The sequence below is a fragment of the Inquilinus limosus genome, assembly GCF_002195995.1.
In the GTDB taxonomy this organism is placed as follows: Bacteria; Pseudomonadota; Alphaproteobacteria; order DSM-16000; family Inquilinaceae; genus Inquilinus; species Inquilinus limosus_C.
Window position 1 is genome coordinate 36,936 of sequence record NZ_NHON01000005.1, and the last position, 25,440, is coordinate 62,375.

Genomic DNA, 25,440 nt, shown 5'->3' on the forward strand with positions numbered 1-25,440 from the left:
CACCGAAAGCTGTGCCATTTTTCGCCGCCATGACCGCCAGCAACACCGCCTTGCCCCGCCCCCGCAGCCGACTCGCGCCGCTCTACAGCGGGATCAGCCTGGCGGTGGCGCTGCTGTGGCTGGTGCTGCTGCTCGGCGTGCCCTCCGCCCCCGATGGCTGGCAAATCTACGGCCTGGCCTCGGTGCCGGTCGAGCTGGCGGTGCTGGTCGCCGCCCTGGTCCTGATACCGCCGCTGCGGCGATCCCGCGCCCTGGCCATCACGCTCGGCGGCCTCGGCCTGCTGGTCGCACTGATCAAGCTGGCCGACCTCGCCACCCAGGTCTCCTTCGGCCGGCCGGTCAGCCTCTATGTCGACCGGCTGCTGCTGGTCAACGGCATGCATCTGGCGACCGGGGTGCTGGGCGCCCTGGGCCTGATGGGCATCACCCTGGGGGTGCTCGTCGCCGCCTGGTGCGTGTGGTGGGCCACGGCTCGCTCCGTAAGACGGCTGCAGCAGGCCCTCTCCGCCTCCACCGCCCGGCGCGGCGTCGCCGGTGGGCTGGCCGCCCTGGTGCTCGCGGCCTTCGCCATCGGCCAGGCGGTGCCGGACGCCTATGGCGCGGCCCGCCCGGTCAACGACACCGCCAGCTTCATGGTGATGGACCAGATCCATCGCCTGATCCCGGCCCTGGCCATGGAGGGCAGCTTCCGCGCCGAGGAGGCGGTGGACCCGCTGGTCGGCGGGGTCCCGCGGACGCCCCTGGCCGGGCTGGGCGGCGCCGACGTCACCGTCGTGTTCCTGGAATCCTACGGCCGCAGCGCGCTGGAGGATCCGCGCTTCGACGCCCTGCCCAAGGCGGCGCTGGCCGAGATGGGGCCGAAGCTGGCCGCGGCCGGGGTCTACACCGCCTCTGGCTGGCTGGCCTCCCCGACCCGCGGCGGCCAGTCCTGGCTGGCCCATGCGACGCTGGCCAGCGGCATGCAGATCGACGACCAGATGCGCTACGACCTGCTGGTCACCGGCCGGCGCATGACCCTGTCCCGACTGTTCGCCAAGGCCGGCTACCACACCGGGCTGATCGCCCCGGCGGTGACCGGCGGCGAGCCGGAGGCGAAGACCTTCTACGGCTTCGACCAGACCCTGTTCGCCGACGATCTCGGCTATGCCGGCCCGCCCTTCGGCTGGGTCACCATGCCGGACCAGTACACCCTGGCCGCCTATGACCGCTGGCAGCGGCAGCAGCCGAAGCCGCTGTTCAGCGAGGTGGTGCTGGTGTCCAGCCACGCCCCCTGGACCCCGGTGCCGGCGATGGTCGAGGACTGGGGCAGCATCGGCGACGGCAGCCTGTACCGGACCCTGCCGGCCACCGGCGGCACGCCGGAGCAGGTGTGGAGCGACCCGGACACGATCCGCGCCCAGTACGGCCAGTCCATGGCCTATTCGCTGCGCGCGGTGCTGGACTATGCCGCCCGCGTCATGGGCGACCACACGCTGATGATCGTGCTGGGCGACCACCAGCCGGCGCCGATCGTGACCGGGCCAGGCACGCCGCGCGACGTGCCGGTGCACGTATTCAGCCGGGATGCGGAGCTGGTGGCCCGGTTCCGCGAATGGGGCTTCGCCGACGGGCTCAACCCGCCGGAAACCGGGCCGGTGGCGCCGATGGCGACGTTCCGGGATGCGTTCGCGCGGTCATTCTCCCCGTAAAAGCGAACCTATTTCGCGTGTCAATCTGTGAAAATGCAGATCAGCACCTGCCGCTGCGCCTGGGTCCGCCAGCTTCTGCGCCGGCCTCCGAGCCGCTAGGTTAACATCGGAACAAATTCACGAAGGTTGCGTTGATCGAACGGCTTCGGTGTGCGGCGGCAGGATCGCCAAAGGCCGGCGCCGGGTTGTGGGGGCTTGGGCCGAGCGGGGCGCAGCCGGTGCCGCGCACGACGGCCTTTGTCCACGAACCGCCACAATCACGGTCGATCGTGCCGTCATGTTGCAGTGCAAAAAGTGCGGTGGTGGTGACGTGGTGCTGAGCAGACGCCAGATCCTGATGGGAACGACCGCGCTGGCGGCGTCGTCCCTGTTCGGCGCCGCGCGGCCGGCCGTCGCCGCCCCAAGCCTGGGCGAGACCACGCCGTTCAGCATGACCTGGCTGGTCGACCGGGCCAAGACCGTGTCGCAGGCGCCCTTCGTGCCGCCGGACGAGAACCTGCCCGCCGAGATCACGCAGCTGACCTACGACCAGCATCGGGCGATCCGCTTCCTGCCGGAGCAGGCGCTGTGGAAGCCGGAGAACCTGCCGTTCCAGATGCAGTTCTTCCATCTCGGCTCCCTGTTCGACAAGCCGGTCCACATCTTCCAGGTCGACGGCTACCAGGCGCGCGAGATCTTGTACCGCCAGGATCTGTTCGACCTGGGCGGCAACAAATTCCCCGACACCCCGTCGGACCATCTCGGCTTCGCCGGCTTCCGGCTGCACTACGCGATCAATCGGCCGGAATTCCTGGACGAGATCGCGGTCTTCCTGGCCGCCAGCTATTTCCGCTGCCTCGGCCGCAAGAACATCTACGGCCTCTCCGCCCGCGGCCTGGCGATCGACACCGGATCGACCCGCGGCGAGGAGTTTCCGGTCTTTCGCCAGTTCTGGGTCGAGACGCCGGCGCCGGACGCCAAGCAGATCCGCCTCTATGCCCTGCTGGACAGCCCCGGCATCACCGGCGCCTACAGCTTCCTGATCAAGCCGGGCGAGATCACCACGGTCGATATCGAGGCGACGCTCTACCCCCGCCACCCGATCGAGAAGCTGGGCATCGCGCCGCTGACCAGCATGTTCCTGTTCGGGCCGCAGGACCACCGGACCTTCGACGACTTCCGGCCCGAGGTGCATGACAGCGATGGCCTGTCGATGTGGAGCGGCGCCGGGGAGTGGATCTGGCGGCCGCTGCGCAACCCGTCGCGCCTCTTGATCAGCTCCTTCATGGACGAGAACCCGCGCGGCTTCGGCCTGATGCAGCGCCAGCGCTCCTACAGCAGCTACCAAGATCTGGAGGCGATGTATGAGCGCCGGCCCAGCCTGTGGGTCGAGCCACTGAGCGGCTGGGGCCCGGGCGTGGTGCAGCTGGTCGAGATCCCGACCGACCGCGAGATCCACGACAACATCGTCGCCTTCTGGGTGCCGAAGGAGCCGGTCGATGCCGGCCAGGAATGGAAGCTGTCCTATCGGCTGCACTGGGGCATGAACCCGCCGGTCAACAGCGACCGTGGCGTCGTGGTGTCGACCCGCACCGGCGCCGGCGGCGTCTCCGGCAGCGACAGCAAAGCCAGCGATACCCGCAAGTTCGTCATCGACTTCCGGGGCGGCGCGCTTGACTCTTTGCCGCAGGACGCGTCATTGGAGGCCGTGGTCACGGCTTCTGCCGGGGAAATCCAATCCCCCGTCGCACAGCGGAATCCGGAACTCGGCGGCTGGCGGGCGTTTTTTGACTTGAAACCTGCCGGCGACGACCCCGCCGAGCTTCGGTGCTTCTTACGGCAAGGCAGCGATGCCTTGACCGAAACATGGAGTTTCCAATGGACGCCTTGACGACGCATCGGAATCATCCCATGTCCCAGGTCGGGCTGCAAACCCCGGTCAACATCAACATGCCTGACAACGTCATCGCCTTCTTCCAGGGCCTGGGATTCACTGAGCCGGCCGCGCTCTCGGGCGCGATCGAGACGGCGTTCTGCGACGTCGACCCAGCGTCGATGCCCGCCCAGTCCCTGCTGGATCACGCCCGCCGCCGCACCGCCGACTGGTTCGCCGTGGTGCTGAACCGCAGCGAGCGCGACGACGATGCCGTGCTGACCATCGGCCGGGCCGCCTATCTGCTGACCGACGCCGCCCGCCGCTGGCCCGAGCACTTCCTGTCCGAGGACCCGCTGCCCCAGGCGATGGAGCAGGCGCTGCGCCGCGTGTCGCCGGTGCCGGTGCCGCGCGCCAAGCCGACGCCGATGCTGGACCAGCCGCTCGACCCGGTCTGGGCCGGCGAGCCCTTGAAGCGCATCTTCGGATGGTGGTCGCCCGAGGCAGCCGAGCGGCGCCCGGCCTGACGGAAAGGCGATTTCCTAGCCGATGACCGGACTCGAAGCGGCGTCCTACGCCTCCGCGGCTCGCTGGCGCCGCCTCGCTGTGTTCGGCGCGACAGGGCTATCGACCCTGGCCGCCGCCTTCGCCCTCTACCGGTTCCTGTCGGTCGGCGGCGTCACCGGGCTGGAGCTGGCCCTGGTGGTGATGTTCGCCATCAACTTCTCCTGGATCGCGCTGTCCTTCTGGACCGCCCTGCCCGGTTTCCTGACCCTGTTGCTGCGCTGGGGCCAGCCCGGCCTGGTCTGGCCGCAGGGGGCCGAGGCGGTGGCGCCGCTGAAGAGCCGCACCGCGGTGCTGATGCCGGTCTACAACGAGGACACGACCGGCATCACCGCCAACCTCCAGGCGATCCATGACAGCCTGGCGCGGACCGGCCATCTCGGCGCCTTCGACATCTTCATCCTGAGCGACAGCACCAATCCGGACGTCTGGGTGGCGGAGGAGATCGGCTGGAGCGCGCTGTGCCGCCGCACCGAGGGCAGCGGCCGCATCTTCTACCGCAAGCGCCGGCACAACGTCGCCAAGAAGGCCGGCAACATCGCCGATTTCTGCACCCGCTGGGGCGCCCGCTACGACTTCATGGTGGTGCTGGACGCCGACAGCCTGATGGCCGGCGACACGCTGGTCACCATGGCCCGGCTGATGCAGTCCAACCCGCGCGCCGGCATCATCCAGGCGCCGCCGCTGGTGGTGAACCGCAACACGCTGTGGGCCCGGATGCAGCAATTCGCCGGCGCCCTGTACGGCCCGATCGTCGGCGCCGGCCTGGCCTTCTGGCAGCTCGGCGACGGCAATTACTGGGGCCACAACGCCATCATCCGCACCCGCGCCTTCATCGAGAGCTGCGGCCTGCCGATCCTGTCCGGGCGGCCGCCCTTCGGCGGCCACATCCTGTCGCATGACTTCGTCGAGGCGGCGCTGATCCGGCGCAACGGCTGGACCGCCTGGCTGGTGCCGGAGCTGGGCGGCAGCTACGAGGAATGCCCGCCGACGATGATCGACCACGCCAAGCGCGACCGGCGCTGGTGCCAGGGCAACATGCAGCATCTGCGCGTCCTGGTGGCGCGCGGCCTGCACCCCCTCTCGCGCCAGCACATGGCGATGGGGGTGATGAGCTACGTCTCTTCGCCGCTGTGGCTGATCTTCATCTGCATCGGCATGCTGACGGCGCTGGAGCACAAGCTGGAGATCCCGGTCTACTTCCCGACCGCGGAATCGCTGTTCCCGGTCTGGCCGGTGCAGGACCAGACGCTGGCGGTGCGTCTTCTGGTGATCTCCTTCCTGATGCTGCTGGCGCCGAAGATCTTCGGCTGGATCCTGCTGCTGTTCGACCGCCGCCTGGCCGCCGGCTATGGTGGCGCCTTCCGGGCGCTCTTGAGCCTGCTGTTCGAGACCTTCTTCTCGATCTTCCAGGCGCCGGTGATGATGCTGTTCCATTCCAGCTTCGTGCTGCAGGCCTTCCTGGGCCGCGACAGCGGCTGGGGCACCCAGTCGCGCGACGACAGCGGCACCACCTGGGCCGACGCGGTGCAGATGCATCGCGGCCACACCATCTTCGGCGCCGTGCTGGGCGTGGTGGCGCTGTGGATCTCGCCCTCGATGCTGGCCTGGCTGTCGCCGCTGGTGATCGGCCTGCTGCTGTCGATCCCGCTGTCGGTGATCACCTCGCGCCACTCCACCGGCGTCTGGGCCCGTAGGCTCGGCCTGCTGGTGACGCCGGAGGAGCGGCAGAAGCCGCAAATCGTGATCGAGGCCACGGCCCTGGGCGAGCAGTTGGCTGCCTCCACCAAGCCGATCGAGGACGGCCTGGCCACTGTGATCCGTGACCCGCTGGCCAACGCCATCCACATGACGCTGCTGACCGGGTCGCCCGAGGCCGGGCGCGAGGACCCGAAGGTGGTCGAGGCGGCACGGCGCAAGCTGACCGCCGGCGGCCCGGGCACGCTCAACACCGGCGCCCTCAGCCGCGACGAGAAGATGGCGCTGCTGTTCGACCCGCGTTCCCTGAGCGAGCTGCACCTGACCGCCCTGGCCGGCGGCCGCCTGCAGGCCGCACCGAGGGGCTGAGCGCCGCGGGCGGCCGCCCTATCCTATCCTCACAGCACGAAGTCCGCGGCGACGACCGGGATTCGGCCGTTCAGCTTGATGTGGAAGTCGGAGACGCCATCGCCGTCGATATCGCCGGCGATGGTCGTCGTCTGGGCGCTGGTGTAGGCGAACCGCAACTCGCCAGCATGGCGGGAATAGAGACCGCCGCCGATGAAGGTAAAGGCCTGGTTGCCTGCCGTACCGCGATCGGCATCGATCAGGGACAGATCGATACGGTCGCCCTGGCCACCATTCAGGTCGAAGATCACGTCGGCACCGGTGCCGACCGGGCTGTCTGCAATGGTGTCGATGACGAAGCGATCCGCACCGTCGCCGCCGGCCAGGGTGTCGGCGCCGGTGCCACCGCGAAGCGTGTCGTTTCCGCCTCCGCCGGCCAGCACATCGGCGCCTTCAAAACCGGCCAGGAGGTTGACGCCGTCATCGCCGGTCAGCCTGTCGCCCCGGATGCTGCCATGGACATTCTCGATGCCGTCCAGGCTATCGCCATCGGCCTCACCTCCCCTTCCGAAGTGGTTCCGCACATCGACGGTGACGCCGACCGTCGAGCCGAAGTAGCTGGCTGTGTCGACACCGACGCCACCGATCAGGTGATCGGCCCCGGCGCCGCCGCGGAGCACGTCATTGCCGGCCCCGCCGATCAGAACGTCGCTGCCCTGATCGCCGGCCAGGATGTTGGCCCCGGCATCACCGGCCAGCCAGTCCCCGCCCTGGCCGCCATGGACGTTCTCGACACCGCTGAAGCGATCGCCCTCCGCCGCGTTGCGGGTGCCGATGCCGGCCGCGAGATCCACGGTGACAGGTGTGAGGCTATCGAAATAGCTGACGGTGTCGGTACCGATGCCGCCGAAGAACCGATCCGCCTCGACGCCGCCGGCAAGAAGGTCGTCGCCAGCGCCGCCGGTGAGGACATCGCCTCCTCCATGCCCGTAGATCTTGTCGTCGGCGGCACCCCCGAACAGAAGGTCGATCTTGTCGGTGGAGCCATGGATGGTGAGCGGCACGCGCGAGGTGTCGAAGATGAAATCGCCGCCGTCCAGGCTGCCGATGGTGACGTTGACCAGCCGGACGCTCAGGCTCTCCGCAGGAAAGGGGCTCAGGCCCAGCGTGATCACCACGTCGCCGCCCACCTGCGCCAGGAAGGGCTTCAGGCTCTCGAAATCGCCGACATGGAGGCCCGACAGGTCGATCCGGTCACCCTCGCCGGAATTGAAGTCCGTGATCCTGTCATGGCCGGTGATCCAACGGTCGTCATAGACGAACGCGTCCCCGCCGGCGCCCCCGGTGAGAGTATCATCCTCAAAACCACCGACCAGCCTGTCGTTGCCCGCGCCACCGACGAGGCGGTCAATGCCGCTGTATCCGAAGATGGTGTCATCGCCGTTGCCGCCGATCAGGACGTCATTGCCCGGGTAGGAGATCCCCGTGAGCTCGTCATACCAGGCCGCGGAGCCTTCGATGATCCGAGGCGCGGTGGAGCTGTCGAAGATGAAGTCGCCCGCGTCCAGGCTGCCGATGGCGATGGACTTGATTACGATGGTCTCGGGGACATCGCTGATGACAAACGAGATCACGACGTCGCTGCCGGCCTGCTTGATGAAAGGCCGCAGGCTCTCGAAATCGCCGATGCGAAGGCCCGACACGTCGATCCTGTCGACGCCGTCGGGGTTGAAGTCGGTGATGTTGTCCCTGCCGAACAGCCGCCCGTCATAGACGAAGACATCCCTGCCGGCACCGCCCGTGAGGGTGTCGTTTCCGCCACGACCGATGATCCTGTCGTCGGCGCCGCTGCCGATGATGGTGTTGTCGGTCTGGTCGCCGATATAGTCCGTCATCGCTTCCTCCCCCCGCCATCGATTGAAGGCGGCTCGGCAGTCCCTCGCGCCGCGGCGAGGGCACCGGACTACGCGACGGTCTCCATACCGGCAAATCTGGGCGCGAGTGTGTCGCTGCGGGAGCGGAGCCCATCGAACGCCGCATCCGGCGGTGACGGGCCCCGCTACCCGTGACGTATCAGGCCTATTCCGCGACCGGGCGGCTGCGCGTCTCCAGGCTGCGGGGCACCGACACCCATTCCAGGAAGGCGGTGTTCCAGCCGGCGGCCTCGGCGATCGCGCGCAGGTCGTCGATCGCGGGCAGCGATGCGGCCAGCGCGGACTGATCGAGACCCAGCGACGGCCGCGCCAGGGTGACCAGCAGCGTCTCGCCGGCGCCGATGCGGCCGACCAGGGCCGGCACCGAGGCCTGCGGGAACACCAGATGGGTGTTCGGCGCCACATCCGCCTCGATCACCCGGCGCAGCCCGCCGAGATCGGCCAGGCTGGAGCCGTGGCCGTCGGCGACCGCGATGGTCAGGCCCTGCGGCCCCGGCTCCCGCGTGTCGAAGGCCTGCTTCAGCTTGCCGCGCGTGCGGCTGTGCGCCGGCACGGCATGGCCGGATTCGATCACCGCCAGCGGCGCGTCGGTGGCGACGCGATGCAGCCGCAGCTCCCAGTCGCCGGCGAAGCCCTGCAGCGTCGTCACCTTCACCCCGGCCAGCGGCTGCCAGACGGTCTCGATCCAGCCCTCCCCGACCCGGGAGGCGGTGAGCGCGCCGCGGGCCCGGAACTCCTGCCCGTCGCGGCTGACCGCCAGGATGTTGTCGCCGCAGAAGCCGTGCCCCAGCCAGCGGTCGCCCTCCACCGCCAGGCCGAAGCGCGACGAGTAGGCGAGCTTGCCGTATTTGTCGACCGAGCCGCGCATCTCCAGCCGCACCGGGCCGGCCGGCAGCGCCACCACGTCGCCGCCGCTGCGCCGCACCACCATCGAGGCGCCGCGCAGCGTGGCGGTGCCGTCCGGCGCGTCGAGAGCCTCCTCCCGTGCCGTCCAGAACGGATGGCTGTCCGGCAGGGCCAGCGGCAGGAAGGCCTTGAACGCCCAATAGGGCGAGCCGGGGGAGTTGTACTCCTCGCTCATCAGATAGTTCGGCCAGCGATAGCCGACCGGCAGGCGCCCGGCGGCGTCGAGGATCGGCTGCTGCATCCACCAGCGGATCTGCCGGGCCCACAGGCCGCGGATCTGGCCCCAGGGCAGCGCCTCGACCCCGGCATAGGCGAGCGCACCCCAGAACCCGGCCATGGCGAAGCGGTAGGTCAGCGACCGGCCGATCGCCAGCGCCGCGCCGTCGGCCCCGAACCAGTGGCGGAAGCCCTGGGCGAAGGCGGTGGCACGATCCCTGTAGGCCTGCGCCCGCGCCGGGTCCTGCTCGGCCCGCTGGGCGGCGTAGATCAGGCCGTAGAAGTGCAGCGCGAAGCCGTTGTAGTGATCGATCCAGCCGCCTTCGCCATCGCCATACCAGCCCTCGGCGCCGATGAACTGGTCGATCCGGTCCAGGTGCCTGTCGCGCGAGGCGGTGTCGATGCCGACGCCCACCCGCTCCAGCCCCAGCCCGGCCATCACCGGGAAGAAGTGCCAGTTGTTGTCGGCCATCTGCACCGACTGGATGCCGCCCAGCCATTCGGCCGTCCGGCGTTTCGCCGCGTCGGGCAGCGGCTCCCACAGCCGGTCCGGCGCCAGAGCCAGGGCGAAGCCCAGCGCCGCCATCTCGACCGAGCGCTGGTCGGTGTCGGTCACCGCCTCCCAGTATTCCGGATGGTCGGGGTCGGTGCCGCTGGCGAGGCCCTGGCGGAACTTGTCCCAGAAATCGAAGCCGCCGCCGCCGGCATGCAGCGGCGCCAGGCCCCAGAGCGGCCGGGCATAGCCCTCGAACCACTGGGCCTTGCGGTTGAAATGGGCGGAATCCAGCCCGAGACGGATCTGCGCCCGGCCCTCGCTGAAGCCGGATTCGAGCGGCGCCGTCAGGTCGCGCAGCAGGCGCTGCACATCGGCCCGGCTGGCCAGCGGATTGGCGCGGATGCGGTCGGCGGTCGTATCGGTCATCGGGATGCCCAGAGCAGGCCGCGGCGCAAGATCTCGCGCATCTGCGGGTGTTCGAACTCACGCACCACATGGCCCAGCGCGGTGTAGAACACCCGCCCGGCGCCGTAGCGCTTCTTGTACACGACCGGCATGGTGACGCCGTCGATCCAGGCGGCGTGCTCGCCGGAGAAGGTGGTGGTGGCCAGCACCTCCACGATCGGGTCGACATGCAGGTAATACTGCTCCGACCGGTAGTCGAAGTCGCCGATGCCGTCCATGATCGGGTCGTCCGGCCGGGTGACGTTGACCCGGAACGGGATGATGTTGCCGGGATGTGCAACCCACTGGCAGCCGGCCATGAAGTGGAAGCCCACAGCCTCGCGGAACGACCCGGCCAGGCCGCCATGGTAGCCGGCGATCCCCGTGCCGCCCTGGACGGCCGCGAGCAGGTTGTCCAGCGGCTCCTTGGCGATGGCGGCGCGGGTGATGCACGGCACGATCAGGTCCATCTCGCGCACCGCCGGGTCGGCGAAGGCATTGATGTCGCCCTCGACCCGGACCTCGAAGCCCTCGTCCCGCAGCATCGCGGCGACATAGGCGGCTCCGGGCTCGGGCTCATGCCCCTCCCAGCCGCCCCAGACGATCATGGCGCGTTTCATCGGCATCCTCTCAAGCTCCGGAACCGGCGGCCATCACCGCCGGCGCATCAGGACGTTGCCCTGCTCCACCAGCTGCTTCGCCGCGTCGTCGATCGACAGCTGGCCGAAGGCGAGCTGATCGGTGGTGATGCCGAGATGGTCGCCGAACTCCTGCGACCCGATCGGCGGCGGCGCCTGGTAGGCCCCGACCTTGCCCGCCAGCGCATTGACGTACTCGACCGAGGCGCGCTCGGTCTCGTTCAGCGTCGGCAGGATCGCCTCCCGCACCTTGCGCGACGGCGGCACCCCGCGCTCGACGCCGAGGATCTTGCCGGCCTCCAGGTCGTTGACGAAGAAGTCGATGAAGGCGGCTGCCGCCTCGCCGTTCTTCGAGGTCGAGCCGATGCTCCAGATCAGCGCCGGCCGGTAGTAATGGCCGGACGGGCCGCCGCCGCCGGCCTGGGGCACCATGGTGATGCCGAGCTTGTTCGGCATCATCGCCTGGTAGCCGACCAGCTGGTTGGAATAGGTGAAGCCCATCGCCGAGTAGCCACGGCTGAGCGGGTTGGTCTCGATGATGCTCTGATCCTGGGTCTGGATGTCGCCGCCGACACAGCCGCCGCGCACCCGCAGATCCTCCCAATAGGCATACCACTCCTGGGCGTCCTCGACGCCGAAGCCGAGCTGCCCGTCCTCGGAGTACAGGGTCTTGCCGCGCTGGCGCAGCCAGACGTCGAGCACATAGGAATAGCGGGCACCGTAGGAGGAGCCCCAGAAATGGTCGCGGCTCAGGGCCTTGGTCAGCTCCACCGACAGGTCGGCATATTGCGCCCACGTCGTCTCCGCCGTCGGCGGCGGCAGGCCGGCCTTGGCGAAGACCGTGGTGTCATAGAACAGCGAGAAGGAGTTCAGTCCGAGGGCGATGCCCCAGACCTTGCCGCCGATCCGGCACAGATCGACGGTTCCGGGGTCGAAGTCGTCGACCTTCAGCGTCTGCGACAGGAACGGGTCCAGCGCCATGCAGGCGCCGCGGCCGGAATAATCGGAGATGGTGCGCGGCTCGAGCTGGTAGACGTCGGAGATGTTGCGGCCGGCCATCTGGGTCGACAGCTTGGTCCAGTAGGCGCTGCCACTGATCGCCTCGCCGACGATGCTGACCCCCGGCGCCTTCTGCTGGTACAGGTCGATCACCGCCTGGGTGCGCCTGGTGCGGTCCTGTGACCCCCACCAGGCCAGGCGCAGCCGGGTCCCTTCGGCCCGGGCGATCCCCGGGCCGAAGGTGAAGGCCGCGGTCGCGGCCAGCGAGCCGTGCAACAGCGATCGACGGTTCAGACGGATCCGATCGGTCATGCGCTCCCCCTCCGGTTACTTCGGTCGCAGCGTCGCCGTCCCCTGCTCCACCAGCTGCTGCGCCGCATCGGCGACCGACAGCTGGCCGAAGGCCAGCTGGTCCGCCACCTTGCGCACGACATCGCGGTCGAATTGCTGCGACCCGACCGGCGCCGGCGGCGGATAGGCGCTGACCTTGTCGGCCAGCAGGTTGACGTAGTCGACCGTGGCCCGCTCGGTCTCGTTCAGGAGCGGCAGGATCGCATCACGCACCTTGGGCGACATCGGCACGCCGCGCTCGACACCCAGGATCTTCCCGGCCTCGACGTCGTTGACGAAGAAGTTGATGAAGGCCGCCGCGGCCTCGCCGTTCTTCGAGGTGGCGCCAATGCTCCAGATCAGCGCCGGCCGGTAGTAATGGCCGGACGGGGCGCCGCCGCCGGCCTGGGGCACCATGGTGATGCCCAGCTTGTTCGGCATCATCGCCTGGTAGCCGATCAGCTGGTTGGAATAGGTGAAGCCCATCACCGAGTTGCCGCGGGTCAGCGGGTTGGTCTCGATGGTGTTCTGGTCCTGGGTCTGCAGGTCGGCCGAGGTGCAGATGTTCTTCGCCCGCAGGTCCTCCCAATAGGCGTACCACTCCTTGGCGTCCTCGACGCCGAAGCCGATCGACCCTTCCGGCGAGAACAGGGTCTTGCCGCGCTGGCGCAGCCAGACGTCGAGCACATAGGCGTAGCGGGCGCCGTAGGGCGCGCCCCAGAGCTGGTCCTTGCCGGCCGCCTTGGTCAGCTCGGCCGCCAGCTCGGCGAACTGGGTCCAGGTCGTGTCCGGCGTCGGCACCGGGATGCCGGCCTTGGCGAAGACCGTGGTGTCGTAGAACATCGAGAAGGAGTTCAGCCCCAGCCCGACGCCGTAGATCTTGCCGTCGACCCGGCACAGGTCGAGCATCTTGGCGCCGAAGGCCTCGACGTCGAGCGGCTTGGGGATGAACGGGTCCAGCGCCATGCAGGCGCCGCGCTTCGAGTAGTCGGAAACGGTGCTGGGCTCGAGCTGGAAGATGTCGGAGACGTTGCGCCCCGCCATCTGCGTCGACAGCTTGGTCCAATAGGCATCGCCGGCGAGCGGCTCGCCGACGATGGCGACGTCGGGGGCCTTCTGCTTGTAGAGATCGGCCACGCCCTGGGTGCGCTTGGCGCGCTCCTGCGATCCCCACCAGGTCATGCGCAGCCGCGTCTCCGCGGCCATGGCCCGGCCGGCGCCGAAGGACAGCGTCGCCCCTGCGGCGGCCCCGGCGAGAAGCGATCCCTGCAGGAACGAACGGCGGTTGAAAGCCTTCATTGTTTGCCTCCCCTGGCACAGCGGCGTTCGGCCGCCACGTTATAACCGTTTGGTTACTTATTATTGAGCGGCAGCGCGGGAAGTCAAATCAGGAATGGCTGAGCCAAGCGCCGCCTCGTGGCGCGACCGGATGTAACCAATTGGATATAACTTGTATGGCAAATGCCGGCCCGACTCAGCGGGCCGAGACGCCCTTGCCGAAGCGCTTCTCGATCCGCGCCTGGACCAGCTCGAACACGGCCGACATCGCCCAGTAGATCAGCGCGGCGACGATCAGCATCTCCATGTATTTGAACTCGGCCCGGCCATGGGTGCGGGCCAGGAACATGATCTCCCACACCCCCATCACCGAGACCAGGGACGAGTCCTTGAGCATGGCGATGAACTGGTTGCCGGTGGGCGGGATGATCAGCCGCATCGCCTGCGGCAACACCACCAGCCAGGTCACCTCGGCCGGCTTCAGCCCCAGCGACAGCGCCGCCTCGGTCTGGCCGCGCGGCACCGCCAGGATGCCGGCGCGGAAGATCTCGGCCATGTAGGCGCCGTAGCACAGCGACAGGGCGATGATGCCGGCCGGGATGGCGTCGATCACCAGGCCGAGCTGCGGCAGGCCGAGATAGATCAGCATGGTCTGCAGCAGGAGCGGCGTGCCGCGGAAGAAGGAGGTGTAGAAGGTGGCGACGCCGAAGGCCGGGCCGCTGTCCGACAGCCGGGCCAGGGCCGCGGCCAGGGCGATGACGGTCGAGATGGCGATCGAGACGGCGCAGATGAACAGCGTCAGCGCCGCACCCTGGATGAAGCCGTCGCGCAGCTCGAAGCCGAGCAGGATCGGCGCCCGGTCGAGCATGAAGGAATAGCTGAGGCTGAAGCTCCAGCAGAAGGCGGCGAACAGGCCCAGCAGCTCGACCCAGATCACCGTCACCTGGGCCCGGAACGGCAGGTGGGACAAGAGCCAGAAGTTCAGCACCACCAGCGCGGCCAGGAGGGCAATGACCAGCCAGGGCCCCGCCGCCTGGCCGGCCGGCAGGGCCAGGGCCGGCACCACCGCCCCCAGCCGCGCGACCAGCCCCGAATAGTCGAAGCCGGCCAGCACGGCGGCGGAGAGCAGGAACAAAAGCCCGCGCAGCAGTAGCGGCCGCGCCAGGGCCTCGAACAGGCGAAGCACCCCGCTAGCCGAGGGCTAGGCCGCGGGCTTGGTCAGGTCGACCCCGTACCATTTCTCCGACAGCTTGCCGAGCGTGCCGTCATCCTGCATCGCCTTGACGATCTCGGCGATCTTGGCGTGCAGCTCCGGATCGCCCTTCTCGATCGCCACCGCCAGCGGCTCATAGTACAGCGGCTCGCCCACCACCTTGATCGGGTAGCCGTTCTTGATCGCGCCCTGGATCGTCGGCAGCGCCGTCATCGCCGCGTCGAGCCGGGTGCCGTCGCCCAGCCGCAAGTCGTCCAGCGCCGGCACATCGGTGTCATAGGACTGGATCTTGGCGTCCTTGACCACGAACTGGAATTTCGGGGCGCCGGTGGCGTCGATCACCAGGTCGCCGCGCAGGTAGTTCTCATAGGTCGTGGCGGCGCCCACGCCGATCTTCTTGCCCGAGGCGTCGGCCGGCGTCTTGATCGTGGTGTTGGCCGAGTTCACCGCCAGCGCGGCCGGCGTGTAGTAGTAGATCGCCGGGAAGTCGAGCACCTCGGCCCGCGCCTTGGTCGGCGTCATCGACCCGACCGAGACGTCCCAGCGCCCAGCCCATTTGCCGGACACGATGGTCTCCCACCCCGGGGTGACGAATTCGATCGAGACGCCGAGGCGCTTGGCGATCTCGGTGCCGACATCGATGTCGAAGCCTTCGAACTTGTTGCTGGCGTTGAGCGAGGATTGCGGCGGGTACTCCGGATCCGTCGACATCACCATCTTCTTGTTCTGCATGATCCGGTCCAGTACGGCGCCGGCGAAGGCCGGGCTGGAGGACAGGACGCCCATGGCGGCGACGGCCAGGACGATGCTGCGCAGACGCATGTTCGGTCTCCCTGTGGCGCGGGGGCGGCGCCTCTTCCGGACGTCCGCCCATGGGCAGCCTAATCCCGGGCCGCCGCGCCGTACAGGGATCAGCGAGCGTCGAGCGGCACGGTCGCCGGGGCGGGCGCAAGGCGCCCGGGCGCCGCGGCGGACACCGCCCGCCGGTGGGTGCCGAGCCGCGCCTCGAGCCAGGCGAAGCCGCGGACGATCAGCCAGGTCAGCACCAGATACATCACCGCCGCGGTGATCAGCGGCTCATAGGTGCGGAAGGTCTGCGCCCGGATGATGTTGGCCTCGCCCATCAGGTCGCGCACGGTGATGGTGAAGACGATGGCGCTGGCCTTGAGCAGCAGCACCGTCTCGTTGGCGAAGACCGGCAGGCTCTGGCGCAGGGCGATCGGCAGCACGATCCGGCGCATCATCAGGCCGCGACGCATGCCGACCGAGCGCGCGGCCTCGACCTCCCCTCGCGGCACCGCCTGGATGGCGCCGCGCAGCACCTCGCCGGAATAGGCGGCGGTGCTGATGCTGAGCGAGATCACCGCGCACCACATCGGCTCGCGCAGGATCGGCCACAGCACGCTGTGCCGCACCGCCGGGAACTGCGCCAGGCCGTAGTAGATCATGAACATCTGCACGATCAGCGGTGTGCCGCGGATGCACAGGATGAACAGGAAGGCCGGCGCCTTCAGCCACCAGCGCCGCGACACCCGGGCCAGCGCCACCGGCACCGCCATCGCGTTGCCGCAGACCATCGACGCCGCCACCAGGATGATGGTGACGACGACGCCGTTCAGCAGGTTGCCGACGATGCGCTGGACGAAGTCGAGATCCATCGCTCAGCGCCCCTGGAAGCCGCGGCCATAGGCGCGCTCGGCCAGCTGGAACAGCCCGACCGAGGCTATGGTCATCAGCAGGAAGATCACGGCCACCACGGCGTAGAAGGTGAAGGGCATGCGCGTCGTGGCGGCGGCGGTGGCGGCGCTGCCCAGCAGGTCGCGGATGCCGACCACGCTGATCAGCGCGCTGTCCTTCAGCACCACGACCCAGAGATTGCCCAGCGCCGGCAGGGCGAAGCGCATCGCCTGGGGCAGCACCACGCGGAAGAACATCACCCGCGGCGGCAAAGCGAGGGATTTGGCCGCCTCGACCTGCCCGGACGGCACCGCCAGGATGGCGCCGCGGAACACCTCGGTGGCATAGGCGCCGGAGACGAAGCCGAGCGAGGCGACGGCCGCGGCGAAGGCGTCGATCTCGACCGTCACTCCCGGCACCACCAGTCCGATCAGGGCGCGCAGGGCACCGCTGCCGCCGTAATAGACCAAGAGGATGATCAGGATGTCCGGCACGCCGCGGATGATGGTGGTGTAGGCATTGCCGAGCGCGCGGAGCGGCCGGGGCCCGGCCAGCTTGGCCCAGGCCCCGAGCAGACTGAGCAGAAGCCCGACCAGGTAGGAGGCGATGGCGATCTCGACCGTCACCACCGCCCCGGCCAGGAGCTGCGCGCCCCACCCCTTCTCCCCGAAGCCCAGCAGGGCGGCGAGGTCGTCCATCCCCGCGGCCTCAGCCGTAGATGTCGAAGCTGAAATACTTGTCGTTGATCTTCTTGTAGACGCCGTTGGCGCGGATCGCCTTGATCGCCTCGGAGAACTTCGCCGCCAGCGGGTCGCCCTTGCGCACCGCGATGCCGGACCCGTCGCCCAGCAGCGGGTCGCGGATCGGCTGGCCCTTGACCTCGAAATCCGCGCCCTCGGGCGATTTCAGGAAGCCGTCGGTCAGCGCCACGGAATCCGCCAGCAGCAGGTCGACGCGCCCGGCGATCAGGTCGAGATTGGCGTTCTCCTGCGTGTCATAGGTCTTGATCGTGACGATGCCCTTGTACTTCGCTTCGATGTAGTTGGCGTGGATGGTCGAGACCTGGACGCCGACGGTCTTGCCTTCCAGCCCCTCCGGCGAGATGTCGATCGTCTCGCTCTTCGGGCCGATGAAGATCGCCGGCGAATCGTAGTACTTCTCGCTGAAGTCGACGACCTGCTTACGCTCCGCGGTGATGCCCATCGAGGCGATGATGGCGTCGAACTTCTTCTCCTGCAGCGCCGGGATGATGCCGTCCCAGCTCTGCAGCACCCATTCGCACTTGACCTGCATCTGGGCGCAGAGGGCGTCGGCGATCTCGATCTCGAAGCCGTTCAGCTTGCCCTGGGCGTCGACCCAGGTGAAGGGCGGGTAGGATTCCGGCGTGGTGCCGATGCGCACCACATCCTGCGCCGGGGCGGGGGCGGCGAGGCCGGCCAGGGCGGCGATCGCCAGGCAGGCGGCAAGGATCGGTCGGTTCATGGTCTGCGCTCCCTGTTTCTTCGTTCGACGGTAACGGCCCCTCAGGGTTCGAGGGGCCCGGGCCTGGCGGTCGCGCTGGGCGACCGGCAGACCAGCTTCATCAGGTCGTCGCCCGGGCGGGTGCGGCGATGGGCGCGGCGGGTCATCACCACGCCGGCCTGCGGCGCCAGGACCGGCACCCCGCCGCCCTCCTCCCCCGGCCGGACCAGGATCGTCGCCAGCAGGTCGCCGGCCTCGACCCGGTCGCCCGGTTTGCGGGCGAAGGAGATGGCGCCGCCCGCCGGCGCCTTGATCATCTCGACCCAGTCGAGCGGCACGGCCGGGCCGGACCAACCGGCCCGCGGCCCGGCATCGCCGGCGACCACGCCGCGGCCGGCCAGGAAGCGGAACAGCCCGTCGGCGTCGCTGTCGGCCAGGCCGGCATCGACATCGGCCATGCCGCGCAGCTCGACCGTCGACACGGCGCGCCCGGCCAGCTCGCCGATGCGCAGCCAGGGCTCCAGGCAGGCGCTGTCGAAGGCGCCGCCGCCATCGCCGTCCCACAACAGCACGGTGTCGGCCCGCATCGCCGTGGCGAGGTCGGTCATCGCCGGCCACAGCGCCGCGGGGATGTAGAGGTACAGCGGCGATTCATCGTCGCAATGCAGGTCGAGCACGATCTCCGACGGCAGCGCCAGGCGCAGCAGCCGGGCCTTCAGCCGCTGGGCCGCGGTCTGCACGGCGTCGTCGCCCGGCAGCAGCGACGGGTCGGGCCGTTCCAGCTGCGGGAAGCCGCGATTGAAGTTGACCCGGCTGTCGAACTCGTACCGCCCCTGGCCGCTGCCATGCAGCCATTGCTGCTGCCCGATCGGGTTGGCCCAGGGCACGATGGTGATGTCGCCGCGGATGTCGCCCGCCGCCTCGGCCCGGCGCAGCCTGGCGCAGAGCGCGTCGAGGGCGATGACGCCGGGCAGTTCCTCGGCGTGGAGCGCGGCCTGGAGATAGGCGGAGGGTCCGCCGCCACGGCCGCGGAAGCGCAGCACCGGAATCCGCCATTCGAGACCCGGCATGTCGCCGGGAATCAGTTCCCAGGAACGATCCATTCTTGCCCTGCTCCGCCTGCGGATGGGAGCACGATCATGCCGCGCGCTTCAGGCGGCGTCGCTTGAAATCCGCCAGGATCTCGCGCGCCGCATTGTGGCCCGGCGCCCCGGTGACGCCGCCGCCCGGGTGGGTGCCCGACCCGCACATGTAGAGGCCCGGCACCGGCGCCCGGTAGTCGCCATGGCCCAGCACCGGCCGGGCCGAGAAGATCTGGTCCAGCGACAGCGCGCCGTGGAAGATGTCGCCGCCGATCAGCCCGAAGGTGCGCTCGAGATCCCGCGGGCTGTTGATCTGGCGGCCCAGCACCGAGGCCTTGAAGTTCGGCGCCCAGGCATTGACCGTGTCGATGATCAGGTCGGCCGCCGTCTCGCGATGGTCGTCCCAGCTGGCGCCGTCCGGCAGCTTCGGGTCGAAATGCTGGCAGAACAGGCTGGCGACGTGCTGGCCCGGCGGTGCCAGCGAGTCGTCGAGCGTCGACGGGATCAGCATCTCGACAATCGGCGTCTTCGACCAGCCGCCGGCCCTGGCGTCGAGATAGGCCTTGTCCATGTAGTCCAGGCTGGGGCCGAAGATGATGCCGCTGGTGTGGTGGTCGGCCAGCTGCTTGCCCGGCAGGCAGGTGAAGTCCGGCAGCTCCGACAGCGCCACATTCATGCGGAAGGTGGCGGAGCCGCATTTGAACCGGTCCATGCGCTCGCGGAAATCCTGCGGCAGCGCCGCCGGGTCGACCAGCTTGCCGTAGAGCAGCTTGGGGTTGAGGTTGGAGACGATGCAGCCGGCGCGGACGATGTCGCCAGCCTCGGTCACCACGCCGACGGCGCGCCCACCCTCGACGATCACTTCGCGCACCCCGGCGTCGGTGCGGATCACCGCGCCGCGCGACGCCGCCGACTTCGCCATCGCCTGGGTGATCGCGCCCATGCCGCCGATGGCATGGCCCCACACGCCCTTCTTGCCGTTCACCTCGCCGAAGACGTGGTGCAGAAGGACGTAGCCGGTGCCGGCATGGCTGGGGCTGGCATAGTTGCCGACGATGCTGTCGAAGCCGAACAGGGCCTGCACCACCGGCGTCTCGAACCAGCCCTCCAGGATATCGGTCGCCGATTTGGTGAACAGGTCCAGCAGGTCGCGCCGCATCACCATGTCGAGCTTGCGCAGCCGGTTGCCGAGCGACCCGGCCTTGATCAGCTCCGGCAGCGCGCCGGACCAGCCGCCGGAGGCGACATTCGGCGGGGTGCGCAGCACGATGTCGCGCAGCACGTCGGCGATGACGTCCAGCCGGTCGCCATAGGAATCGTAGCGCTCGGCGTCGCGAGCCGAGAAGCGGGCGATCTCCGCCTTGGTGCGGCCCGGGCCGGACAGCAGGTAGCGGTGGTCGTCGACCGGCAGGAAGTTGGACAGCCGCCGCTCCACCACTTTCAGCCCGTGGCCCGGCAAATCGAGGTCGCGGATCACCTTGGGGTTCAGCAGGCTGACGGTGTAGGAGGCGACGGAGTTGCGGAAGCCGGGATGGAATTCCTCGGTCACCGCGGCGCCGCCGACGACGTGGCGTCGCTCCAGCACCGTCACCTTCAGCCCGGCGGCCGCCAGATAGGCGGCGCAGACCAGGCCGTTATGGCCCCCGCCGATGATCGCGACGTCGAAGACCTGTGTGTTCGCCATGAAGATCCGCCCGGCCCTGCCCCTGTCTGTTTGCCCCTGCCGCGGTGTCGCGGCAGGGGAGCTTGAAGTCTATTCCGCCGCGAAGGCGGGCGCCTGCGAGGCCTCGCGCCGCAGGCTCCAGCCCGCCGGCGGCGGCCGGTGCAGCCGGCTCTCGGGGATCAGCCGGCGCATCGCCCGGGCGAAGCTGCGCAGGCAGACCTCGGTCGTGCCCAGCGGCCCGACGGTGTAGCTGGAGGAGCCCATGCCGGCCTGCACCCGGTCGATCAGCGTCTTGTCCTCGATGCTGACGCGGCGGTTGATCCGCCAGTTCAGGTAGCGCGCCGCCTTCATCTCGGGCCGGTGGTCCGGATGGACATAGGCGATCTCACGGATCATCGTCTCGGTCGGCGAGACCGGGATGAACTGCATGAAGTCGATCTGGTCCGGATAGATGTCGAAGGCGATGTTGGGCCAGAGCTTGAAATAGGTCCACAGCCGCTGCCGCTCCGGCGGCAGATGCGGCACCTCCGGCAGGAAGTGCTGGTAGGCGCGCTCGGACAGCACGGCTGACGGCCGCTCCTGCAGCTGGCCCCACATCTTGTCGACCCAGGGCCGGGCCTCGACGCCGTAGCCGCGGCCGAACAGCCGGGTCAGCCCGGGATGGGCGACGGTGATGTGCAGCCCGTCGGAGTAGTTGTCGGCGACGTTCTTCCAGTTGACCGCGCGCGGCCGCATCGTCACCCGGCCCAGCGGCACCATCTCCTCGATCCGGTAGGCCTGCATCTCCTCGGCATAGCCGCCCATCATCTCGGCCACGCTCGGCGTGCCGGGGGCGAGGCGGATGAAGATGAAGCCGCAGAACACCTCATGCTCGACCGGCACCAGCCCATGGGTGCCGAAGTCGAAATCGCCGTAGCTGGAGCGCTGCGGCATGCCGATCAGCCGGCCGTCATGCTCGTAGGTCCAGGCGTGGTAGGGGCAGACGATGCGGCTGCCGCACTGGCCCTTCGGCCCGTCGAGCAGCCGCGCGGCGCGGTGCCGGCAGACATTGTGGAAGGCGCGCACCTGGCCGTCGCGGCCGCGCAGCACCACCACGTTCTCGCCCAGGAACTCGAAGGTGTGGAAGTCGCCCGCCTGCGGGATGTCGTTCAGGTGGCAGACCACCTGCCAGGAGGTGCGGAACACCGCCTCCTGCTCGACCGCGAAGAATTCCGGATCGCGATACAGCCAGGCCGGCAGGCTGACATCGTCATCCGGCAGGCCCGCCTCGGCGCGGCGGTGCATCGGTTCGATCATGTGGCTGGCCTCCCGCGGCCTTCAGGCCGCCTTGTTATACGACCGTATAACAGTCTCCGAGAGGCGGTCAATCATCCTCGCGATCAATTTTCGTTGCCGCCGCAGCCGGGGCGGGCCATAGCGGCGGCGCGACGCAACATCCGGAGATGGAGCCGGCGATGCGCTTCATCGAGACCTTCGACCTCTACCCCTTCCTCGACACGGTGGTCAGCCTGACGGCGGCCTTCGTGCTGGGCACGCTGATCGGCGCCGAACGGCAGTACCGCCAGCGCACCGCGGGCCTCAGGACCTGCGTCCTGGTCGCGGTCGGCGCCGCCGCCTTCGTCGACCTGGCCGCCCGCATCGCCGGCAGCGCCGAGGCGGTGCGCGTGATCTCCTATGTCGTCTCCGGCATCGGCTTCCTCGGCGCCGGCGTGATCATGAAGGAGGGGATGAATGTCCGCGGCCTGAACACCGCGGCGACGCTGTGGTGCTCCGCCGCCGTCGGCGCCTGCGCCGGCGTCGACATGGTGGCCGAGGCGACGCTGCTGACCGTCTTCGTCATCGCCGGCAACACGCTGCTGCGCCCGCTGGTCAACGCCATCAACCGCATCCCGTTCAATGAGCAGGCGTCGGAGGCGACCTATGAGGTGCGGGTGACCACCACCCCGGCCGCCATGCCGGCCGTGCGCGAGCGGCTGCTGGACCAGTTGCAGGCGGCGCGCTACCCGGCCAGCGACGACGAGGTGATCGAGCGCGGCGAAGAATCGGTCGAGATCGTCGCCACCCTGGTCTCGACCGCGGTCGACCCGAAGGAGTTGGAGGCCCTGGTCGCCCGGCTCGGCAAGCAGCCCGGTGTCAGCCATGCGAGTTGGGAGGCCAGCACGAAGGATTAACGCTACCCATCGTCATTGCGAGCGCAGCGAAGCAATCCAGGGCCGCACGCACCGGCCCTGGATTGCTTCGTCGGCTTCGCCTCCTCGCAATGACGTGGTGTAGGGTTCCCCCTTCACCGCTCCCGGGCGGCGCCCTCCGGCGGGCGGTCGATCAGGCGCTCGATCTCGGCCATCGCCTCGGCCGGCAGCGGGCCCTTCTCCAGCGCGCCGACATTCTCCCGCACCTGCGCCACCGACCGGAAGCCGGGGATCGGCAGGGTGCGCGGCGACCTGGCCCAGAGCCAGGCCAGCGCGCCCTGCGCCAGGGTCCGGCCATCCGTCGTGAGCAGGTGCCGGATCCGCTCCAGCCGCTCGGCGAAGTCCGGCACCACCCTTCCGTCCTTGAAATAGTCCATCCAGCCGAAGGTGTTCGATCGGACGTCGCCCGCCGGCAGCGCCTGCCCGGCCGCGAACTTGCCGGTCAAGAGCCCCATCGCCAGCGGCGAGCGGTTGATCAAGATCAGCCCGTGCCGCTCGGCCACGGCGGACAGGCTCGGCGCGCCGAAGAACAGGTTCATGCCATGCTGCACGGCGACGAAGCCGTCGCGCCCGGCATGGGCCGCCGCCCGCTCCGGATAATCGGTGCTCCAGCCATAGGCGCCGACGGTACCGTCGGCGCGGAGCCCGTCCAGTGCATCGAACACTTCGCCGGCCCGGTCGATCGCCAGCGTGTTCAGATGCAGCTGCACCAGGTCCAGCCGGTCGCGCCGCAGCCGGCGGCGCGAGGCGTCGACCGCGGCCAGCACCTCCTGGCGCAGATCGCCCTCCTCGATGCTGCCAATGTACTGCTTCGTCGCGGGATCGAAGCGGTTGCCCAGCTTGGTCGCGATCACGACATCGTCATGGCCTTCGAGGGCCCGGCCCAGCACTTCCTCGGAATGGCCGGCGCCATAGACGTCGGCGGTGTCGAAGAACCGGATGCCGAGGTCGACGGCACAGCGGATCGCCGCGATCGATTCCGCATCGTCGACCGTGCCGTAGCCCAGCGGCGTGTCGCCGGCGAAGAACGGCCCGCCGATCGCCCAGCAGCCGAGACCGAGGCGAGACACCTCCCGCCCGTCCCACAGGCGGATCACCGGATGCGGCGCGGTGCGGTCGGTCATGGCGCTCTCCCTTTTCAAGATCGAAAAGAATATCGATCAATCAAGGGCAGGCTATCGGCTATGCTCCGCACCTGGAACAACCAGGGCTGCAATGAGCCTTTCAGGAATGAAAAGCGCGATCGACTGGGAGGACATCCGCCTGTTCCTGGCCGTGGCCCGCGGCGAGGGGCTGAGCGGCGCGGCCCGCCAGGCAGGCTCCAGCCCGGCCACGCTGGGGCGGCGGATGACGGCGCTGGAGCACAGCCTGGACCAGCGCCTGTTCATCCGCGAACGGCTGGGCTACCGCCTGACCGAGCCGGGGCGCCAGTTCCTGGCCCAGGCGGAAGAGATGGAGGCCGCCGCCACCGGCATCGAGCGCTGGCGCGACGGGCTGTCGCCGCGCCGCACCGTGCGGATCTCGGCCGGCACCTGGACCTCCTGGTTCCTGGCCCGGCACATCGACGCGCTATGGTCGCCCGGCGAGGCCTGGACCATCGATTTCGTCGCCGCCAATGCCCGGCTCGACATCGCCCGCGGCCAAGCCGATATCGGCGTGCGCAACCGCCGGCCGGAAGAGCCGTGGCTGGCCGGGCGGCGCACCGGCGACGTCGCCTTCGCCGTCTATGGCCGGCGCGGCGGCGGGCTGGAGGAGCGCTGGATCGGCGTCACCGGCGATGGCGCCGTCACCCCCTCGGCGCGCTGGGTGGCGGAGCGGCATGCCGCCGCCACCGTGGTCCGCGGCAACGACCCGCGGCTGATCCTGGACCTGCTGCGCCGCGGCGTCGGCCGGGCGGTGCTGCCCTGCTTCGTCGGCGACACCGAGCCGGAGATCGAGCGGCTGGAGGAGGTCGAGGCGCTGCGCCACCAGCAATGGCTGGTGCTGCACCAGGACGAGCGCCGCCACCCCGCGGTGCGCGCGGTGATCGAGCGCATCGTCCGGCTGATGCGGGACAGCCGGGCGCTGCTGCGAGGCGAGAGCTAAGTGTCCGCCAGCCCCATGGCGTTGCCGGAGAGCAAACCGTCGACCCAGCCATTGGCGATGCGCACGGCGTCGTCCGGCGTGAACACGGAGGGGTCGAGGCAGAGCTCGAGCCACAGCCCGTCGAGCATGGCGGTGAAGGCCAGCGCCGCCAGCGCCGTGTCGATGCGGCGCGACCGGGCGGCGGCGGCCTCGGCGATCAGCCCCTCCAGCCGGCGGCGATAGGCGGCGTAGACGTCGCGGTGGATCCGGCGGATCGCCTCGTCGCGGCGCACCAGCGCCCAGAAGGACAGCCAGATCGACAGCAGGTCAGGATCCAGCACCGGCGGCCGGAAGCTGGCATCGATGAAGGCGCGCAACCGCGCCTCCGGCGTCGTGTCGGCCGCGTCCAGCGCTGCGGCCAGCGTCTCGGCCACATGGCTGCCGATAGATCGGTAGGTCTCGGCGATCAGGGTGTCGATGCCGCCGAAATAATGGCGCACCAGCCCGAGGGACACGCCAGCACGCGCGCAGACCTCACGCACCGATGTGGCCGCGTGGCCGCGTTCGGCCAGGCAACGGGCCGTGGCTTCGATCAGCGCCCGGCGTCTGACCGCCGGCAATTCGCGCGTGAACTTCGCGCGGGGCCCTGGTTTATCGCCAATCTCTTGGCTTGGGGGCACGCGATCGGATGGGCCGGAGC

21 protein-coding genes and 1 pseudogene are annotated in these 25,440 nt (G+C 69.4%); 6 read left to right on the forward strand and 16 right to left on the reverse strand.

What is annotated here, in order from left to right; genetic code table 11:
• Nucleotides 1-29 precede the first annotated feature (29 nt).
• The 4 genes from BWR60_RS04390 (at nucleotide 30) to mdoH (ending at nucleotide 6,171) form a co-directional block, all read left to right on the forward strand.
• Nucleotides 30-1,688 (forward strand): sulfatase-like hydrolase/transferase, encoded by a 1,659-nt coding sequence (locus tag BWR60_RS04390; protein WP_088149796.1) that lies wholly within the window; start codon nucleotides 30-32, stop codon nucleotides 1,686-1,688.
• 313 nt (nucleotides 1,689-2,001) lie between these two features.
• Nucleotides 2,002-3,558: a glucan biosynthesis protein gene (locus BWR60_RS04395; protein WP_230982944.1), complete on the forward strand. Its 1,557-nt coding sequence runs from the start codon at nucleotides 2,002-2,004 to the stop codon at nucleotides 3,556-3,558.
• Between the two features lie 20 nt (nucleotides 3,559-3,578).
• A complete protein-coding gene (locus BWR60_RS04400; protein WP_034832650.1) occupies nucleotides 3,579-4,067 on the forward strand; it encodes a hypothetical protein in 489 nt (162 codons plus the stop codon).
• Nucleotides 4,068-4,089: 22 nt separating this feature from the next.
• A complete protein-coding gene (mdoH, locus tag BWR60_RS04405) occupies nucleotides 4,090-6,171 on the forward strand; it encodes a glucans biosynthesis glucosyltransferase MdoH (RefSeq protein WP_088149798.1) in 2,082 nt (693 codons plus the stop codon).
• A 29-nt stretch (nucleotides 6,172-6,200) separates the two neighbouring features.
• Here the strand turns inward: mdoH and BWR60_RS04410 are convergent, their stop codons facing one another.
• From BWR60_RS04410 to BWR60_RS04470, 14 genes and pseudogenes are all read right to left on the reverse strand, one after another.
• On the reverse strand, nucleotides 6,201-7,853 hold the full coding sequence (locus tag BWR60_RS04410) for a calcium-binding protein (RefSeq protein WP_230982945.1): 1,653 nt from the start codon (nucleotides 7,851-7,853) through the stop codon (nucleotides 6,201-6,203).
• An 87-nt stretch (nucleotides 7,854-7,940) separates the two neighbouring features.
• Nucleotides 7,941-8,045 (reverse strand): annotated as a pseudogene (locus tag BWR60_RS38930) (hypothetical protein); the annotation flags it as partial.
• Nucleotides 8,046-8,229: 184 nt separating this feature from the next.
• Nucleotides 8,230-10,128 (reverse strand): DUF2264 domain-containing protein, encoded by a 1,899-nt coding sequence (locus tag BWR60_RS04415; RefSeq protein WP_088149800.1) that lies wholly within the window; start codon nucleotides 10,126-10,128, stop codon nucleotides 8,230-8,232.
• The gene (locus BWR60_RS04420; RefSeq protein WP_088149801.1) at nucleotides 10,125-10,766 is read right to left on the reverse strand and encodes a ThuA domain-containing protein; all 642 of its coding nucleotides are present in this window, start codon (nucleotides 10,764-10,766) and stop codon (nucleotides 10,125-10,127) included. Before BWR60_RS04420 ends, BWR60_RS04415 begins: the two co-directional genes overlap by 4 nt.
• Nucleotides 10,767-10,799: 33 nt before the next feature.
• A complete protein-coding gene (locus BWR60_RS04425; RefSeq protein ID WP_088149802.1) occupies nucleotides 10,800-12,095 on the reverse strand; it encodes an ABC transporter substrate-binding protein in 1,296 nt (431 codons plus the stop codon).
• Nucleotides 12,096-12,110: 15 nt separating this feature from the next.
• A complete protein-coding gene (locus BWR60_RS04430; protein ID WP_088149803.1) occupies nucleotides 12,111-13,412 on the reverse strand; it encodes an ABC transporter substrate-binding protein in 1,302 nt (433 codons plus the stop codon).
• 175 nt (nucleotides 13,413-13,587) lie between these two features.
• Nucleotides 13,588-14,577, reverse strand: a complete 990-nt coding sequence (locus BWR60_RS04435) for an amino acid ABC transporter permease (RefSeq protein ID WP_179221628.1) — start codon at nucleotides 14,575-14,577, stop codon at nucleotides 13,588-13,590.
• A 15-nt stretch (nucleotides 14,578-14,592) separates the two neighbouring features.
• Nucleotides 14,593-15,426, reverse strand: coding sequence for a transporter substrate-binding domain-containing protein (locus BWR60_RS04440; protein WP_088149804.1), 834 nt, complete (start codon nucleotides 15,424-15,426; stop codon nucleotides 14,593-14,595).
• A gap of 89 nt (nucleotides 15,427-15,515) precedes the next feature.
• The gene (locus BWR60_RS04445) at nucleotides 15,516-16,262 is read right to left on the reverse strand and encodes an ABC transporter permease (protein WP_088149805.1); all 747 of its coding nucleotides are present in this window, start codon (nucleotides 16,260-16,262) and stop codon (nucleotides 15,516-15,518) included.
• A 3-nt stretch (nucleotides 16,263-16,265) separates the two neighbouring features.
• Nucleotides 16,266-16,979 (reverse strand): ABC transporter permease, encoded by a 714-nt coding sequence (locus BWR60_RS04450; RefSeq protein ID WP_088149806.1) that lies wholly within the window; start codon nucleotides 16,977-16,979, stop codon nucleotides 16,266-16,268.
• Nucleotides 16,980-16,989: 10 nt separating this feature from the next.
• The gene (locus BWR60_RS04455; RefSeq protein ID WP_088149807.1) at nucleotides 16,990-17,763 is read right to left on the reverse strand and encodes an ABC transporter substrate-binding protein; all 774 of its coding nucleotides are present in this window, start codon (nucleotides 17,761-17,763) and stop codon (nucleotides 16,990-16,992) included.
• A 41-nt stretch (nucleotides 17,764-17,804) separates the two neighbouring features.
• Nucleotides 17,805-18,845: a succinylglutamate desuccinylase/aspartoacylase domain-containing protein gene (locus BWR60_RS04460; RefSeq protein WP_088149808.1), complete on the reverse strand. Its 1,041-nt coding sequence runs from the start codon at nucleotides 18,843-18,845 to the stop codon at nucleotides 17,805-17,807.
• Nucleotides 18,846-18,879: 34 nt separating this feature from the next.
• Nucleotides 18,880-20,508, reverse strand: coding sequence for a phytoene desaturase family protein (locus BWR60_RS04465; RefSeq protein WP_088149809.1), 1,629 nt, complete (start codon nucleotides 20,506-20,508; stop codon nucleotides 18,880-18,882).
• A 69-nt stretch (nucleotides 20,509-20,577) separates the two neighbouring features.
• On the reverse strand, nucleotides 20,578-21,783 hold the full coding sequence (locus BWR60_RS04470; protein ID WP_088149810.1) for an aromatic ring-hydroxylating oxygenase subunit alpha: 1,206 nt from the start codon (nucleotides 21,781-21,783) through the stop codon (nucleotides 20,578-20,580).
• Nucleotides 21,784-21,941: 158 nt separating this feature from the next.
• Between BWR60_RS04470 and BWR60_RS04475 the strand changes: the two genes are divergently transcribed.
• On the forward strand, nucleotides 21,942-22,658 hold the full coding sequence (locus tag BWR60_RS04475; RefSeq protein ID WP_088149869.1) for an MgtC/SapB family protein: 717 nt from the start codon (nucleotides 21,942-21,944) through the stop codon (nucleotides 22,656-22,658).
• A 113-nt stretch (nucleotides 22,659-22,771) separates the two neighbouring features.
• Here BWR60_RS04475 and BWR60_RS04480 read toward each other — a convergent pair whose 3' ends face one another.
• Nucleotides 22,772-23,800 (reverse strand): aldo/keto reductase, encoded by a 1,029-nt coding sequence (locus BWR60_RS04480; protein WP_088149811.1) that lies wholly within the window; start codon nucleotides 23,798-23,800, stop codon nucleotides 22,772-22,774.
• Nucleotides 23,801-23,906: 106 nt separating this feature from the next.
• Between BWR60_RS04480 and BWR60_RS04485 the strand changes: the two genes are divergently transcribed.
• Nucleotides 23,907-24,761 carry a LysR family transcriptional regulator gene (locus BWR60_RS04485; protein ID WP_179221629.1) on the forward strand — a complete coding sequence of 285 codons (855 nt, stop codon included), beginning with the start codon at nucleotides 23,907-23,909 and terminating at the stop codon, nucleotides 24,759-24,761.
• On the opposite strand, the gene betI is transcribed toward BWR60_RS04485, so the two are convergent.
• Complete coding sequence (betI, locus tag BWR60_RS04490) at nucleotides 24,758-25,420, reverse strand: transcriptional regulator BetI (protein ID WP_230982946.1); 663 nt, start codon at nucleotides 25,418-25,420, stop codon at nucleotides 24,758-24,760. The genes BWR60_RS04485 and betI overlap by 4 nt on opposite strands.
• Between the last annotated feature and the right edge of the window lie 20 nt (nucleotides 25,421-25,440).